Source organism: Burkholderia sp. BCC1993 (assembly GCF_905339865.1).
In the GTDB taxonomy this organism is placed as follows: domain Bacteria; phylum Pseudomonadota; class Gammaproteobacteria; order Burkholderiales; family Burkholderiaceae; genus Burkholderia.
This window is the reverse complement of sequence record NZ_CAJPGZ010000002.1, coordinates 174609-190405: the sequence shown is the minus strand read 5'-3', so window position 1 is coordinate 190405 and position 15797 is coordinate 174609. Positions and strand designations below refer to the sequence as shown.

14 protein-coding genes are annotated in these 15797 nt (G+C 68.8%); 7 read left to right on the top strand and 7 right to left on the bottom strand.

Annotated features, from left to right (window positions below; all coding sequences use genetic code 11):
- Positions 1 to 21 precede the first annotated feature (21 nt).
- The 7 genes from U4Y91_RS03650 (at position 22) to U4Y91_RS03620 (ending at position 8469) form a co-directional block, all read left to right on the top strand.
- On the top strand, positions 22 to 1194 hold the full coding sequence (locus U4Y91_RS03650; protein WP_321803352.1) for an MsnO8 family LLM class oxidoreductase: 1173 nt from the start codon (positions 22 to 24) through the stop codon (positions 1192 to 1194).
- Complete coding sequence (locus U4Y91_RS03645) at positions 1191 to 1766, top strand: GNAT family N-acetyltransferase (RefSeq protein ID WP_321803350.1); 576 nt, start codon at positions 1191 to 1193, stop codon at positions 1764 to 1766. Before U4Y91_RS03650 ends, U4Y91_RS03645 begins: the two co-directional genes overlap by 4 nt.
- A 63-nt stretch (positions 1767 to 1829) precedes the next feature.
- Positions 1830 to 3470, top strand: a complete 1641-nt coding sequence (locus U4Y91_RS03640) for an ABC transporter substrate-binding protein (RefSeq protein WP_321803348.1) — start codon at positions 1830 to 1832, stop codon at positions 3468 to 3470.
- Between the two features lie 59 nt (positions 3471 to 3529).
- On the top strand, positions 3530 to 4540 hold the full coding sequence (locus tag U4Y91_RS03635) for an ABC transporter permease (RefSeq protein WP_321803346.1): 1011 nt from the start codon (positions 3530 to 3532) through the stop codon (positions 4538 to 4540).
- A 13-nt stretch (positions 4541 to 4553) separates the two neighbouring features.
- Positions 4554 to 5423, top strand: coding sequence for an ABC transporter permease (locus tag U4Y91_RS03630; RefSeq protein ID WP_321803344.1), 870 nt, complete (start codon positions 4554 to 4556; stop codon positions 5421 to 5423).
- Complete coding sequence (locus U4Y91_RS03625; RefSeq protein ID WP_321803342.1) at positions 5420 to 7105, top strand: ABC transporter ATP-binding protein; 1686 nt, start codon at positions 5420 to 5422, stop codon at positions 7103 to 7105. The genes U4Y91_RS03630 and U4Y91_RS03625 overlap by 4 nt, the downstream gene beginning before the upstream one ends.
- A gap of 29 nt (positions 7106 to 7134) precedes the next feature.
- Positions 7135 to 8469: an LLM class flavin-dependent oxidoreductase gene (locus U4Y91_RS03620; protein ID WP_321803340.1), complete on the top strand. Its 1335-nt coding sequence runs from the start codon at positions 7135 to 7137 to the stop codon at positions 8467 to 8469.
- A gap of 87 nt (positions 8470 to 8556) precedes the next feature.
- Here the strand turns inward: U4Y91_RS03620 and U4Y91_RS03615 are convergent, their stop codons facing one another.
- From U4Y91_RS03615 to U4Y91_RS03585, 7 genes are all read right to left on the bottom strand, one after another.
- Positions 8557 to 9900 (bottom strand): LLM class flavin-dependent oxidoreductase, encoded by a 1344-nt coding sequence (locus U4Y91_RS03615; protein WP_321803339.1) that lies wholly within the window; start codon positions 9898 to 9900, stop codon positions 8557 to 8559.
- 170 nt (positions 9901 to 10070) lie between these two features.
- Entirely contained in the window at positions 10071 to 10502 is a 432-nt protein-coding gene (locus tag U4Y91_RS03610) for a biopolymer transporter ExbD (protein ID WP_321803337.1), read from the bottom strand.
- Positions 10503 to 10514: 12 nt separating this feature from the next.
- Entirely contained in the window at positions 10515 to 10937 is a 423-nt protein-coding gene (locus tag U4Y91_RS03605; protein ID WP_321803336.1) for a biopolymer transporter ExbD, read from the bottom strand.
- A gap of 12 nt (positions 10938 to 10949) precedes the next feature.
- The gene (locus tag U4Y91_RS03600) at positions 10950 to 11888 is read right to left on the bottom strand and encodes a MotA/TolQ/ExbB proton channel family protein (RefSeq protein ID WP_321803334.1); all 939 of its coding nucleotides are present in this window, start codon (positions 11886 to 11888) and stop codon (positions 10950 to 10952) included.
- 70 nt (positions 11889 to 11958) lie between these two features.
- Positions 11959 to 12657 (bottom strand): energy transducer TonB, encoded by a 699-nt coding sequence (locus U4Y91_RS03595; protein ID WP_124489477.1) that lies wholly within the window; start codon positions 12655 to 12657, stop codon positions 11959 to 11961.
- A 202-nt stretch (positions 12658 to 12859) separates the two neighbouring features.
- Positions 12860 to 13918 carry an LLM class flavin-dependent oxidoreductase gene (locus U4Y91_RS03590; protein WP_321803332.1) on the bottom strand — a complete coding sequence of 353 codons (1059 nt, stop codon included), beginning with the start codon at positions 13916 to 13918 and terminating at the stop codon, positions 12860 to 12862.
- A gap of 57 nt (positions 13919 to 13975) precedes the next feature.
- A complete protein-coding gene (locus U4Y91_RS03585; protein WP_321803767.1) occupies positions 13976 to 15787 on the bottom strand; it encodes an amino acid ABC transporter permease/ATP-binding protein in 1812 nt (603 codons plus the stop codon).
- Between the last annotated feature and the right edge of the window lie 10 nt (positions 15788 to 15797).

The window sequence follows — 15797 nt, the reverse complement described above, 5'->3', positions numbered from 1 at the left end:
ACTCGCGCCGGTCGCTTCATCATGACGTTCGACGCCATCCGCTCCAACTCCGATTTGTCCGCTCCGTCCGCTCTGTCCGCGTTGCCGTTCCGCGTGAGCGTGCTCGACAAGAGCCCGGTTGCGCCGGGAGAAACGGCCGCCGACGCGCTGGCGCGCAGTGTATCGCTCGCGCGCTTCGCCGACACCGCCGGCTGTCACCGCTACTGGCTCGCCGAGCATCACGACACCGCCGCGCTCGCGTGCCCGTCGCCGGAGATCCTGATCGCGCACGTGCTCGCGCATACGCGGCGCATCCGCGTCGGCTCGGGCGGTGTGATGCTGCAGCACTACAGTCCGTACAAGATCGCCGAAAACTTCAACCTGCTCGCGTCGCTCGCGCCGGGCCGCGTCGATCTCGGTATCGGCAAGGCGCCGGGCGGCCTGCCGCTGTCGACGCGCGCGCTGCAGGCCGGCTACGATCCGGCACGGCGCGCGTCGTTCGCCGATCTGGCCGACGCGCTGAATCGTCATCTTCGACACGACGGTACACAGCACGACGCATCGGACGCATCGGACGCGGACAGCACGACACCGCACGCGACGCCGCTGCCGCCCGTACCCGCACGACCGTTCCTGCTCGGTGCGAGCGCGCAAAGTGCGGAACTCGCCGCACGGCTCGGCTGGACGTTCGTCTATGCGTCGCATCTGAATGCGTCCGCAACGGATCTCGAACGCGCGTTCGACGCGTATCGAAGCGCGTCCGGCGGCCACACGCCGCTGCTCGCGGTCTCCGCGATCGTCGCGGCAACCCGCGACGCGGCCACGCAGCTGGCGAGCGGACATCAGGGCTTTCGCGTGCAGGTGGGCGACACGCCCGCCGTCAATGTCGGCAGCCTCGAGCAGGCGCACACCTATATCCGCCAGGCCGGCGGCGGCCCGCACCGGATCGACCCGCGCGAAACGCGGATCGTGCACGGCACGCGCGACGACGTGCTGCACGAACTGGATGCATTGCATCGCCGCCACGGCGTTGCCGAATTCATCGTCGACACGCCGCTCGCCGATGCCGCACCGCGAATTGCGTCGCTGCGGCTGCTGGCCGGCGCGGCGGCCGACGAGCGCGGCGCGGCGTCGGCGCGGCACCAGCCCGATGCGCGCGGTTCGCGCGAGCGCACGACGGCACGGCAACCAGACTTCGAGGGCACCGCGCGATGACCGATACGATCCGCGTCGCCGGCGCCGCCGACGTGCCGGCCCTTTATGTGCTGCTGCAGGATGCGTATGCGCCGCTCGTGCCGCAGGGCGTGCATTTCACGATCACGCGCTCGCCGATCGAACGCGTTGCGCAGACCGTCGCGCGCGAAACCACGTTCGTGCTCGAGCACGTGACACCGGAAGGCCGTCCGGCCCTCGCGGCCACGTTGACCGTGCGGTTTCCGTGGGTATCCGGCGAACGCCATCGCACGCCGTATCCGTTCCTGCACTGGTTCGCGGTCGCACCCGCGCTCAAGCGGCGGGGGTTCGGACACGCGCTGCTCGCGCACGTCGAGACGCAGTTCCTCGCGGCGCAGGTCAAGGCACCCGCGACCTGTCTCGCGACCGCGACCAACCATCCGTGGCTGCAGCCGTACTACGAACGCAATGGCTACGTGCCGTTCGATCGCTCGACGAACGCGCTCGGCACGCCGCTCGTCTGGCTGCGCAAAATCCTGATCCCGGATCTCTGTCCGGACCTGGCGGCGGACGATACCAACGCGCACGGCGCGCCGCTCCACGCGAACGCGTGACGCCCCGTCTGCCGGGCTTCGCACACCACCCCCTGCTACCTCCTTCGTGAAAGGCTTCCACGCATGACATTCGCATCTCCGGATTCCACTCTCCGCGCTTCGCGCCGCACCGCCTCGGCCGCGCTGCTGCTCGCGCTCGCGTTGCCGAACGCGGCCTTCGCACAGGGCACGCCCGTCTCCGGCGGCACGCTGACCTGGGGCGTCGAGACGGAGCCGCGCACGCTGAACCCGCAACTGAACGGCCAGGACAAGGTCGAGCTGCTGCTGCGCAACGCGTACGAAAGCCTGCTCGTGCAGAAGCCGGACGGCAGCTACGTGCCGTGGCTCGCGACCGGCTACAAGGTTTCCGCCGACGGCAAGACCTACACGTTCACGCTGCGCGACGGCGTGAAGTTCACCGACGGCGCGCCGTTCGACGCGAAGGCCGTCGCCCGCAACTTCCTGAATGCGCGCGAACTGTCGTACTCGGCCGGCAGCCAGCTCGCGCGGCTGATCTCGCACGTCGCGGACGTGAAGACGCCCGACGAGCGCACGGTCGCGATCACGCTCGACGCGCCGTATGCGCCGTTCCTGACGTTCGCCGGCCGGCTGCCGCTGCTGTCGCCGAACGCGTTCGAGCGGCCAAGCCTGAAGTCGGGCGGCACCGATATCGCGGGCACCGGCCCGTTCATCCTGCGCCGCTACGTGAAAGGGCAGGAAATCGAGTTCGCGAAGAACCCCGACTATCGCTGGGCGCCGCCGACGGCGGGCCACCAGGGCCCCGCGTATCTCGACCGGGTCGTCTACCGGTTCCTGCCCGAATCGTCGGTACGCACCGGCGCGCTGCTGTCGGGCCAGGTCGACGTGATCGAAGGCGTGTCGGGCAACGACGCGGCGCTGATCCGCAAGAACGCCGATTTCACCTACCGCCGCGCGCTGAACACCGGCACGCCCTATTCGCTGTTCCTGAATGTCGCGTACGGTCCCACGCAGGACGTGAAGGTGCGCCGTGCGCTGCTGGAAGGGCTCGACACCAGCGGCATCGTGCAGTCGATCTATCGTGGCGAACGCACGCGCGCATGGGGCATCACGTCGCCGATCGATCCGTTCTATGTCGCATCGATCGAAAAGACTTACGGCAACAACCCTACGCTCGCGAACCAGCTACTGGATGAAGCCGGCTGGAGCACACGCGACAGCGGCGGCTACCGCACGAAGAACGGCGAACGGCTGACGATCGCGGTGATCCAGGCGCAGGCGACGGTGCGCGACCAGCGCGACGTGCTGCTGCAGGCGCTGCAGGCGCAAGCCCGGCAACGACTGGGCGTCGACCTGAAGATCCAGTACGTCGACGACGGTACCTACGTCGAAGCGCGCAAGAGCGGCAAGTTCGGCTCGATCGCGAACTCGAACACGCCGCCGGACGGCATCGACATCGAAGGCCACTACCTGCCCGTCGATCGCGGCGGCGCGCTGAACTACAGCCGTGCCGCAGCGCCCGAGCTGACCCGCTGGCTGCAGGCGGCCGCGCGCACGCAGAACGTCGCGGAACGCAAGAAGCTGTACGGCGAGCTGCAGCACTTCGCGCTCAACGAGCAGGCGTACGCGGTGCCGCTGTACGAGCCCGAAGACCAGATCGCCGCCGCGAAGGCGGTCCAGGGGCTGCGCTTCCGCTCGTTCGCGCAGATGCCCGAGAACCCGTACGACGTGTGGGTGAAGAAGTAAGCGGGCGCGCGTCGAGCGCATTACCCCGCACACCGCGCCGAACCGACAGGAGATTTCACATGAACCCTTCGCCTTCCGCTCCCGTCCCCGTCCCGGACGCGCGGCCGGCCGCACGACCGCCGGCCGCCTGGCGCCGCTGGCCGCGTTCGCCGGTCGCGACGCGACTCGCGACCGGCGCGCTCGTGCTGTGGGCCGCGGTCACGCTGTCGTTCGCGGCCGTGCATCTCGCACCGGGCGACATCGTCGGCATCCTGATCGGCGAGCAACTGAGCACGCCGGAGATCGAAGCGGCGATCCGCCAGGAATGGGGACTCGACGAACCGCTCCCGCTGCAATACGCGCACTACCTGTGGCGCGTGCTGCACGGCGAGTTCGGCCGCTCGTACATCCTGAACACCGATGTCGCGCCGCTCGTGCTCGGCCAGCTGTGGCCGACGCTGAAGCTGACGGGCGCGGCGCTCGTCGTGACGATCGCGTTCTCGGTCGGCCTCGCGGTGCTGACCGCCGGCCGCCGCTGGGCCGGGCGTGCCGCGTCCGGCGTCGAGCTGCTGCTCGCGTCGACGCCTTCGTTCTGGCTCGGCATCATGCTGCTGTTCGTGTTCAGCTTCACGTTGAAGCTGTTCCCGGTGGCCGGCGATCGCGGCTTCGCGTCGCTCGTGCTGCCCGCGCTGTCGCTCGGGCTCGCCCAGGGCGCGGTGATCGGCCGCGTGCTGCGGCAAGGCATCGAGCGCGCGCTCGACGAACCGTACGCGCTCACGGTGCGTTCGTGGGGCATCGGCGGGCTCGCGCTGCGCGTGCGCCATGCGCTGCGCCACGCGGCGCTGCCGGCCGTCACGCTCGCCGGCTGGCTCGTCGGCGGCTTGCTGAGCGGCGCGGTGATCACCGAACAGGTGTTCGGCCGGCCCGGCCTCGGCAAGGTGACGGTCGACGCCGTGCTGTCGAAGGACATGCCGGTGATCCTCGCGATCGCGATCCTGTCCGCGGCGATCTATGTCGCGCTCAGCACCGCCGTCGACCTGCTGTACCTGCTGATCGATCCCCGGCTGCGCGATCGCCGCGCAGCCCGCTGAACCGGAGGCTTCGATGTCCACGCCCGTCGATCTCACGTTGCGCGCCCCGGCGACATCCGGCGCCGCCGGCTGGCTGCGCCGCCACCCGGGCCTCGCGCTCGCCGCCATCTATCTGCTGCTGAACGTGGTTGCCGTCGTCGCACCCGGATGGCTCGCACACTACGACCCGCTGGCGGCCGATCCGCTGTCCGCGCAGCTCGGCAGCAGCGCCGGGCACTGGCTCGGCACCGACCAGCTCGGCCGCGACATCTTCTCGCGCGTCGTGTACGGCGCCCGCTACTCGCTGTCGATCAGCGCGGCCGCGATCGGCGTCGCGACCCTGTTCGGCACCGTGCTCGGGTTGTTCGCCGGCCTCGCGCGCGGCTGGCTCGACGAGCTGATCACGCGCGTGCTCGACGTCGTGTCCGCCTTCCCCGACCTGCTGCTCGCGCTGATGCTGATCTCGTTCACCGGCCCCGGCGCGGTCAATCTCGTGTTCGCGCTCGGCGTCGCGTCGGTGCCGCGCTTCGCACGCGTGGTGCGTGCGCAGACCTTCGTCGTCGCGGCATCCGGCTATGTCGAGCACGCGCGCACGCTCGGCCTCGCACCGGCGGTGCTGGTGTGGCGGCACGTGTTGCCGCACGCGATCGCGCAGGTTCCGGTACTCGCGACGATCGGACTGGGCACCGCGATCATCGGCACGTCGGGACTGAGCTTCCTCGGCATGGGGCCGCAGCCGCCCGCGGCGGAATGGGGATTGATGCTCGCCGAGGGCCGCAACTATCTGTACAACGCGTGGTGGATCGCGGTGTGGCCCGGCCTCGCGATCACCGCGGCCGTGATCGCCGTGAATGCGCTCGGCGGCTACTGGCAGGCCCGCTTCGAGCGCCGGGAGGCAGCATGAGCACGATTGCATCCACTGCGCCGGCAACGCCGACGCGCGCCGCACCATTGGTCCGCATCGAAGGCCTGACGATCGGCTTTCGCGGCGCGCACGGCACGCAGCCCGTCGTCGGGCCGCTCGCGCTCGCCGTGCATGCCGGCGAATGCGTCGCGCTCGTCGGCGAATCGGGTTCCGGCAAGTCGGTTACCGCACGCAGCCTCGTCGGGCTGAACGGACCAAACGCGGTGCTCGACGCCGAACGCTTCGAGATCGCCGGCGCCGATGTGCGCGGCCATCGCGAGCGCGACTGGCGCGCGATACGCGGGCGCCGGATCGGCTACGTGCTGCAGGACGCGCTGGTGTCGCTCGATCCGCTGTGGCGCGTGCGCGACCTCGTGGCCGAGGCGCTGCGCGACACGCGCGGGCGCGACGTCGCGGCGCGCAGCGCCGACCTGCTGCGCGCGGTCGGCATCGACGACCCCGAGCGGCGGCTGCCGCAGTATCCGCACCAGTTGTCCGGCGGCTTGCGGCAGCGCGTGCTGATCGGCACCGCGATCGCGGGCGGCGCATCGCTGCTGATCGCCGACGAGCCGACCACCGCGCTCGACATGACCGTGCAGCGCCAGATCCTGTCGCTGCTGCGCGCGCGTCGCGATGCCGGCGACGCGGTGCTGTTGATCAGCCACGATCTCGCGGTCGTCGCCGAGCTCGCCGATCGCGTGCTCGTGATGCGCGCCGGCCAGGTCGTCGAACAGGGGCCGGCGCGCGACGTGCTGACCGCGCCGGCGCATCCGTACACGCGCGCGTTGCTCGCGGCGATTCCCACCGCGGCATCGCGCGGGTTCCGGCTCGCGACTGCCGCGCGCGTTCCGCTGCCGCCGAAGCGTATCGATGCGCATGCACCGGTACTGGCCGTCGACGCGCTGACGAAACGCTACGGCGATCGCACCGCGCCGGCCGCAGTCGACGGCGTGTCGTTCACGCTCGCACGCGGCGAGACGCTCGGCATCGTCGGCGAATCGGGTTCCGGCAAGTCCACGGTCGCGCGCATCGTGCTCGGGCTCGTCGAGCCGGACAGCGGCTCCGTCGCGCTCGACGGCCAGCCGTGGAGCGGTGTGCCGGAAGCCGCACGGCGCGCGCGGCGCGCCCGGCTGCAGCTGATCGCGCAAGACCCGTACAGCTCGTTCGACCCGCGCTACTCGGTCGGGCAGATCGTCGGCGAAAGCCTCGACGCAGCCGGTATCCGCGGCGATGCGCGCCGCCGCCGCGTGCTGCAACTGCTCGACGAGGTGCAACTCGGCGCCGGCTGCATCGACCGCTACCCGCGGGAATTGTCCGGCGGGCAGCGGCAGCGCGTCGCGATCGCGCGCGCGTTCGCGTCGAACCCGGCGCTGCTCGTCGCGGACGAACCCGTCAGCGCGCTCGACGTGTCGATCCAGGCGCAAGTGCTCGACCTGCTCGCCGATCTGCAGGCCGAGCACGGCACCGCGATGCTGTTCATCTCGCACGATCTCGGCGTCGTGCATCACGTCGCCGACCGGATCCTCGTGATGCGCGGCGGCCGGGTGGTCGAAAGCGGCCCGGTCGAGCGCGTGTTCGGCGCGCCGTCGCACCCGTACACCGCATCGCTGCTCGATGCGCTGCCGACATTGCCGCCGCTGGCCGGCGCGCATGCCGCGCCGCCGCTCGCCGCGCTCGCATGAACCTTGCCCGTCCTCACCGAACCGCCACCATGAGTCAACCGATCCACACTACTACCCGCCAGATCCATCTCGGCGCCATCATCCAGGGCGCATCCGGCAACATGTCCGCGTGGCGCCATCCGGATGCGGTCGCCGACGCGAGCATCAACGTCGACTTCGTCCGCACGCTCGCGCGACAGGCGGAAGCCGCGAAATTCGACCTGCTGTTCGTCGCCGACGGGCTGCACATCAACGCGAAGTCGATTCCGCACTTCCTGAACCGCTTCGAGCCGCTCACGCTGCTGTCGGCGCTCGCGCTCGTCACCGAGCGGATCGGGCTGGTCGGCACGCTGTCGACGTCGTACAGCGATCCGTTCACCGTCGCGCGGCAGTTCTCGAGCCTCGATCATCTGAGCGACGGCCGCGCTGGCTGGAACGTCGTCACGTCGCCGCTCGAAGGTTCGGCGAAGAATTTCTCGCGTGGCGCACACCCGGAGCACGCGCTGCGCTACCGGATCGCGTCGGAATTCCTGACGGTGACGAAAGGGCTTTGGGATTCGTGGGAAGACGATGCATTCGTGCGCGACAAGGCAAGCGGCGTGTTCTTCGATCCGGCCAAGCTGCACACGCTGAATCATGTCGGCGAATTCTTCTCGGTGGCCGGCCCGCTGAACATCGGCCGCTCGCGGCAAGGGCGCCCGATCCTGTTCCAGGCCGGCGCATCGGACGACGGCAAGGGTGTCGCGGCGGAACACGCGGACGCCATCTACACGCGCCAGGAGACGATCCCGCTCGCGCAGGCGTTCTACGCGGACGTTCAGCGACGGCTCGCCGCGCGCGGCCGCGCGCCCGACAGCCTGAAGGTGTTCCAGGGCATCAGCGTGATCGTCGCGGCGTCGGCGGCCGACGCGGAAGCGCAATACCAGGACACCGCGCGGCTCGTGACGATCGACAACGCGCTCGACTATCTCGGCCGCTACTTCGATCACCACGATTTCTCGCAGTACGCACTCGATGCACCGTTTCCTGACCTCGGCGACCTCGGCAGCAACCAGTTCCGCAGCACGACCGACTCGATCAAGCGCGACGCCGCCGAACGCGGCCTGACGCTGCGCGAGGTCGCGCTCGAGGCCGCCACGCCGCGCCCGAGCTTCGCGGGCACGCCCGAGCAGGTTGCCGACGGGTTGCAGGCGTGGGTCGACGCGCGTGCGACGGACGGCTTCATCGTACGCGGCGGCACGCCGGCCGCGTTCGCCGAATTCGCTGCCCGGGTCGTGCCGATCCTGCAGGAGCGCGGCGTGTACCGGCGCGATTACGCAGGCGCGACGCTGCGCGAGCATCTCGGGCTGCCGTATCCGCCGAACCGGCACGCCCGCGCGGCATGAGCGGCAGCGCGTCGTCGTGCGCGTGGCCGGGCCTTGCGTGACGGCCGTGTCGCACGACCCGGCCGCCCAAGCAGGTCCCGGGGCGTTTCATGCCGCCGCGTAGCGATTACGCGGGTAAGTGACGTCCAGATGGTCGCGCAAGGTCGTTCCTCGATACTCGGCACGAAACAGGCCGCGTTGCCGAAGGATCGGCACCACCTGTTCGACGAAATCGGTGAAAGCCGAAGGCGTCCCGCCACCGACGATGAAACCATCAGCCGCGCCGGCCTCGAACCATTCCTGCAAACCATCCGCGATGCGCTCCGGCGTCCCGATGAAACGCGGGCGCGGCGCAGCGGCCTCGAGCGCGACCTCGCGCAGCGTCAGGCCGCGCTCGCGTGCATTGCGCTTGATCTCGTCCGTCCCGCTGCGGAAACTGTTGCTGCCAAGGTCGCCGATTTCCGGAAACGGCGCGTCGAGCGGATACTGGCCGAAATCGTGATGCTCGAAAAACCGGCCGAGATGGTCGAGCGCGCTTTCGATCGTGATCAGTGTCAGGCTCTCCTGGTATTGCCGTTCCGCGTCCTCGGCAGAAGCGCCCACGATCACGCCGATGCCCTGGAAGATCTTCAGGTCGTCGGGATGCCTGCCCTCCTCGCTCACCTGGTGCTTCAGATCGGCATAGAAATCGCGCGCCTGAGCCAGCGTGTCGTGATGCGTGAAAACCGCATCCGCATGCTTCGCCGCGAGCTGCTTGCCCGCATCCGACGCACCGGCCTGGAACAGGACGGGACGCGCCTGCGGCGTACGCCCCACGTTCAGCGGCCCCTCGACGGAGAAATACGTGCCCTTGTGATCGAGCGTATGGAGCTTGGCCGGATCGAAGAACACGCCGCTCGCGCGGTCGCGCACGAACGCGTCTTCCTCCCATGAATCCCAGAGCCCCTTCGTGACCTCGAGATATTCGTCGGCGATCCGGTAACGTTCGTCATGCTCCGGATGCGCGGTGCGCGAAAAATTCCGGGCGGAACCTTCGAGCGGCGACGTCACGACGTTCCAGCCCGCTCGCCCCCGGCTCAGGTGATCCAGGCTCGCGAACTGCCGGGCAACCGTGAACGGTTCACTGTAGGACGTCGACAAGGTTCCCACCAGCCCCACCCGCTCCGTGACGGCCGACAGTGCCGACAACAGCGTGAGCGGCTCGAACCGGTTCAGGAAGTGCGGAATCGACTTCGCGTTGATATGCAGGCCGTCCGCCACGAATACGAAATCGAACTTGCCCGCCTCGGCCTGGCGGGCCACGTTCTTCGCGAAGTCCGGGTTGATGCTTGCGTCGATCACCGCGTCGGGGTGCCGCCATCCCGCGTAATGTCCACCGGGTCCGTGGATCGTCGCGCCAAGATGAATCCGCCTGGAACGCCCGTTCGCCCGCTCTGCCTGCGCTTCGCTCATGATATCGCTTTCATTGGTTGTACTGACGTTGTAAGAAACTACGCTTCCTGTTCCGCTTCATCCGCTTCGTCTTCATCGGTACGGCGGTGCGGGAAACGTCGCTTGCCTGAAGATCGGCACTCGGCCGCCCCGCTCCGACACCCGTGCACTCGACGAACCTTCCGCGCGACTCATTGCATGAACTGTTCGTTGCCGATCAACCCGATCTTCGTCGCCCCTTCGCGCTGGGCCGACGCCAGCACTTCGGCCACCGCCCGGTAAGGCGCCGCCTTGTCCGGGCGCAACCGGATCTCGTCCTGCTCCGCCTCGGCCGCCACCTCGCGAAACTTCGCGTCCAGCGCCGCCCCGCCCCGCACGGCCGCGCCGTTCCAGTTGACCGAGCCGTCCGCGCCGATGTCGATCTGCACCACCTGAGGCGGATGCGGCGGGACAGGCGGATTCCCGACCGGCAAGTTCATCTTCACCGAATGCATCTGGATCGGGATCGTGATGATCAACATGATCAGCAGCACCAGCATCACGTCGATCAGCGGCGTGGTGTTGATGTCCACCATCACGTCCGGCTCGTCCCTGCCCGCGCCGGAACCTGCGTTCATACCCATCGTTCGAACTCCCTAGCCGCCCCGTGCGGGGGGCTGAGTAATGAAGGAAAGCTTGCCGATCCCGGCCCGCTCGCACGCCGTCACGACCTTGCCGATGTACTGATACGGCGTGGCCTGATCGCCGCGCACGTGCACGTCCGGCTGCGGCGTCTGCGCGGATACGTCCTTCAGCCGCGCCACCAGCGTCTGCAGGTCGACATGCTCGGTGCCCCAGAAGATGTCGCCCTGCCGGTTCACCGCGAGCTCGATGCTTTTCGGCTGCGTCTGCAGCGGCAGGACCCGCTCCTTCGGCAATTGCACCTGGATCGTATGGGTCACCACCGGGATCGTGATCAGGAAGATGATCAGCAGCACCAGCATCACGTCCACGAGCGGCGTCGTGTTGATCGCCGAGATGACCTCGCCGTTGTCGTCACCGCCGACACTGATCGCCATGACAGCCTCCCCTCACGACTGAACCGCCAGCGCCTGCGGCGTCGGTGCCGCGGGCGTCGCGCTGCTGCCGGCCGCGCGCCGGCCGCCCGCGAGCAATACCGTATGCAGCTGTGCGCCGAAGTCGCGCACGCGCTCCATCACGGACTTGTTCCGGCGCACGAGGAAGTTGTAGCCGAGCACGGCCGGTACCGCCACGGCGAGGCCGATCGCGGTCATGATCAGCGCCTCGCCCACCGGGCCGGCGACCTTGTCGATCGATGCCTGGCCGGCGATGCCGATGGCCGTCAGCGCGTGATAGATGCCCCACACCGTGCCGAACAGGCCGACGAACGGCGCCGTGGATCCCACGGTGCCCAGAAACGCGAGGCCGTCCTGCAGCCGGTTCGACACGTTGGTGATCGAACGCTCGATGTTCAGGTCGATCCAGGTATTGCGATCGACCGAATCGAGCAGCGCCGTGTCGTGATGCTCCCCGGCCTCGATCGCGTTCTCGGCGATGAAACGGAACGGCGACGCATCATCGAGCTGGGCTGCGCCCTCGGCCAGCGTCGGCGCATTCCAGACCTGCTCGTCGGCCGATTTCGCGCGGCTGTTTGCCCGCACCTGCTCGAGGAACTTGGTGATCATGATGTACCAGCTGCCGAGCGACATGACCACGAGCAGCCCAAGGACGAAGCGGGCCACGAAGTCGCCGTTTGCCCACAGGGCACCGAGGCCATACGGGTTCTCGACGGTTGCCGACGTCGCGGGCGCGGGCGGCGGCACCGAAAGATCGGCCGCACTGGCGGCAGCCGGTGCCGCCGCGGTCGGTGCCGCGCCCGATGCCGCCCGGCCGGGCGCCGATGCCGCTGCTTCCTGTGCGAGCACGGTGCGCGGTGCGACCAGGGTGCCGCCGATGCCGGCGGTGATCATCAGACTTGCCGCAAGCGCGGCGCGAAAGCGCTTTTTCATAAGGACTCCATCCGTATACGTCGTGTGTCGATTCGTGAAGCCGGCCAGGTCGAACGGCGTGTGGCCGGCATCAATTCAGATTGAAGGAAAACGGTACCCGCACCCGCACGGGCTGCCCCTGCGCAATGCAGCGAAAGCGCTTGACCGCACTGAGCGCCGCTCGGTTGAGCACCGGGTCGGCCGGCTGCGCGAGCCTCAGGTTCGTGACGCGGCCGTCCGGGTCCACCGTAAACTCGACCGTCACATCGCCCGTGATGTTGTTGTCCTGCGCCTCGGGCGGATAGACGATCGACGAGCGGACTTCGTCCGAGTTCGGGCAGACGACACCGACCTCCTGGTTCACCGGCCTGGCGACCGGCGCCGGCGCAGGCACCGGTGCGGGCGGCGCCTCGTGCACGGGTGCGCTCGGGGCCGGCGCGGCCTGGTGCGTGATGGTCGGCTGCGGCGGCGCCTGCACGTGCACCTCGGGCGGCGGCACGAACGGCGGAGGCGGCGGCGCCACCCGCGGCTTCGACACGACCTTCTCGACCGGCTTCGGCGGCGGGGGCGGCGGCGGTTTCACCGGCACGATGATGCGGGTCTCGATCGGTTGCTGGACGATCTCGACGACCCGGGTCGCCAGGCCGTTCACCAGCGCCCAGATCAGGACGAGATGCAGGCCGATGGCGATCGCGATACCGCCGAAGCGACGGACCGGATGGGTCCGCTTGTTGCCGAACTGGCGCGGACGGCCGATTGCCGCGAGTCGGGTTTGAGAGGCGCTGGTCATGTTCAGTCCAATGGCAATAAGGTCGGGCGTTCGGCGCCGCGTGACATCCGCGAGCCGGTGCGCGGACGACGGTGCAAGCGATTCGCCGGCGCGTCACCGCCCGCGTGCGTGGCGGCGAGACGGTCCCGGCCCGCGTGGCCGTATCCGCCCCGTCGCCGATTCCGGTCACGCACGCCGCCCGACGCATGTCGTGTCGCTCCCGTCAGGCCGCGACCGGTTCTCGCCGGTCGGCCGGACGCCAGCCGAGTGCCGGGGCGATACGCGTGACGAAATCGTCGAGAATCTGCCGGTAACGCTCGAACGGCAGGTCGTAAGGCAATTCCAGGCGCAGTTCCCGCACTTGTCCAACCACGGGGTCGGCAAGCAGCCGCTCCACGATCTCGTCCGAGGTGCCGACGAGATCCGGTGCGAAGAGCGTGCGCCGTTCGCCCTGCGGCGCCAGCGTGCGGGCATGGCGCGCGTCGGCAAACGCCCGATAGCGTTCACGCTCCCGCGCATCTGCACTGTCGGTCGGGACGATCACCCGGCCCAGCGCGATACGGGGTGCGGCGGCTTCGCTCCAGTGACGGCGGTACAGCTCGAGCTGCCGGAGCTGGGCGTCGACATAACTGTCGGTCCCCTCGCCCGTGGTCAGATTGCCGATCAGCAAGTTGAAGCCGTTTCTGGCGGCCCACTCGATCGAGCGCCTGGAACCACCCCCATACCAGAGCCGGTCCGTCAGACCGGGCGCATACGGGCTCACCCGCGGCCGTACCCGGCCGGCGGCCGATTCCACGAACGTGTCGTCGTCACCGAGCCAGTCGCCGGCGAGATTGCGACGCAGGCGAGCCACCCGTGCGTGCGAGAAGTCGACCAGGTCGGGATCGGTGTCGAACAGCCGCTCGCCCAGCAGCGCGCCGTGATTCGGTGCGCCTGCGCTGAGTCCGACATTGAGCCGGCCGTTCGACAGCACGTCCACGGTCGCCAGATCCTCGGCGAGTCGGAACGGATTCTCGTAGCCCATCTGGATCACCGCCGCGCCGAGCCCGATCCGGCTCGTCCGCTGGCTGGCCGCCGCGAGAAACGTGGCGGCCGAGGACACGGCGCGCTCGAGGTGACGCTGCCGCACCCAGGCGCTGTCGTAACCGAGCGCCTCGCCGACGCGAAACAGTTCGAGCGTCCGCTCGAATCCGGCGGCTGCGTCCTCGTCGGGATAATTCCCCGGTGTGAGGAATGCAATGTGATCGATTCGTCCGTTGCTCACTTTTTCATCCTTCGTCATTTGCCACGGTGTCGATGCCATGTCGTGCCGGCCGCAAGCCGGGAGACCCGCACATGGCTACGACAGCACCCTGGACAGGAACTCGCGCGTACGCGGATGCGATGGCGCCGCCAGCACCGCCGACGGCGGCCCCGACTCCACGATGCGTCCGCCGTCCATGAAAACGATCGTGTCGGCCACTTCGCGCGCGAAACCGATCTCGTGCGTGACGATGATCAGCGTCGTTCCGGAACGGGCAAGCTGACGAATCACGTCGAGCACTTCGTTGACGAGTTCCGGGTCGAGCGCGGAAGTCGGCTCGTCGAACAGCAACACCTTGGGCTTCAGCGCGAGCGCGCGGGCGATCGCCACGCGTTGCTGCTGCCCGCCGGACAGCTGACGCGGCCATGCATCGGCCTTGTCGGCGAGACCCACGCGGGCGAGCAGCGCGCGTGCTTCCGCTTCCGCCCGTTCGCGCGGCAGGCCGGCCGCGACCGGCGCCTCGACGACGTTCTGGAGCACGGTCAAATGCGGGAACAGGTTGAAACTCTGGAACACCATGCCGACCTCGGCGCGGCGGCGCAGGATGTCCTGTTCCTTGAGTTCGTGGAGCGTGCGCCCGTCGCGGCGATAGCCGACCAGTTCACCGTCGATGTCGATGAAGCCCTCGTCGACACGCTCGAGGTGGTTGACGGTGCGCAGCAGCGTCGACTTGCCGGAGCCCGACTGCCCCAGAATGACCGTCACGCTCCCGGACGGGATGGCCAGCGAAACGTCGTCGAGTACCTTCTGCGCCCCGAAGCGCTTCGATATGCGATGAATGCCGACGGCTGCGCCGACGCGCTGTTTCGCCCAACCGGTCGCCTCGACGCCCGCCGCCGCGGCGGCGTCCGGCTGACTGCCCGCCACCGCAGCCGGGGAAAGCAGCGTCTCGACCGAACGGAAACCCTTGAGCAGGAATGCGGAAACCGGCGACACGGCCACCGGGTCGCGCGTCGCACCGCGCGCATAGTGGCGTTCGATATGAACCTGGATCGCGGACAATACGGTCAGGATCACCAAATACCAGACGGTCGCGACCATCAGCATCGGAATCACTTCCAGGTTGCGGTGGTAGATGATCTGGACCGTGTAGAACAGATCCGGCATCGCGAGGATATAGACGACCGCGGTCCCCTTCGCCAGTCCGATCACGTCGTTGAACGCGGCAGGCAGGATCGCCCGCATCGCCTGAGGCAGCACGATGCGCCAGGTCTGCCGCGCGCGCGGCAGGCCGAGCGCCGCCGCGGCCTCGCGCTGCCCGTGGTCGACCGACAGGATGCCGCCGCGGATCGCTTCCGCCGCAAACGCGGCCTGGGTCAGCGTCAGCCCGAGGATCGCTGCCATGAACGGTGTGATCAGATCCGTGGTCGGGCCGTGCAGGAATACGATGTTCGTGAACGGAATCTCGAGCCTGACCGTGTCGTACAGATAGCCGAGATTGTTCAGCAACAGCAGCAGGACAATGGTCGGAATCGAACGGAACAGCCAGACGTATGCCCACGCGCACGAGGACAACAGCGGCGAGCGTGAAAGTCGCGCCAGCGCGAGCGGAACGGCCAGCGCGAAGCCGAGCACCGCACCGAGCGCCGTCAGCAACAGCGTCTGCCCGAGCCCCGCGAGCACGGCTTCGGAGAAAAACCACTGCGCAAAGACTTTCCAGCCCCAGTGCGGGTTGTCGAGCACCGAATAGAGAACGGCAGCGATCAGCACGACCGCCGCGGCGGTCCCGAGCGTCCTTGCCGGATTGCGGGCAGGAACGACCCGGTATTGCGCGTAGTCGGGTGGCGCCGATGACGTGCCTTCGGCCACGAAGGGTGCATGACCGGCAATCCTGGAAATATCGTTCATCACGCTGCCT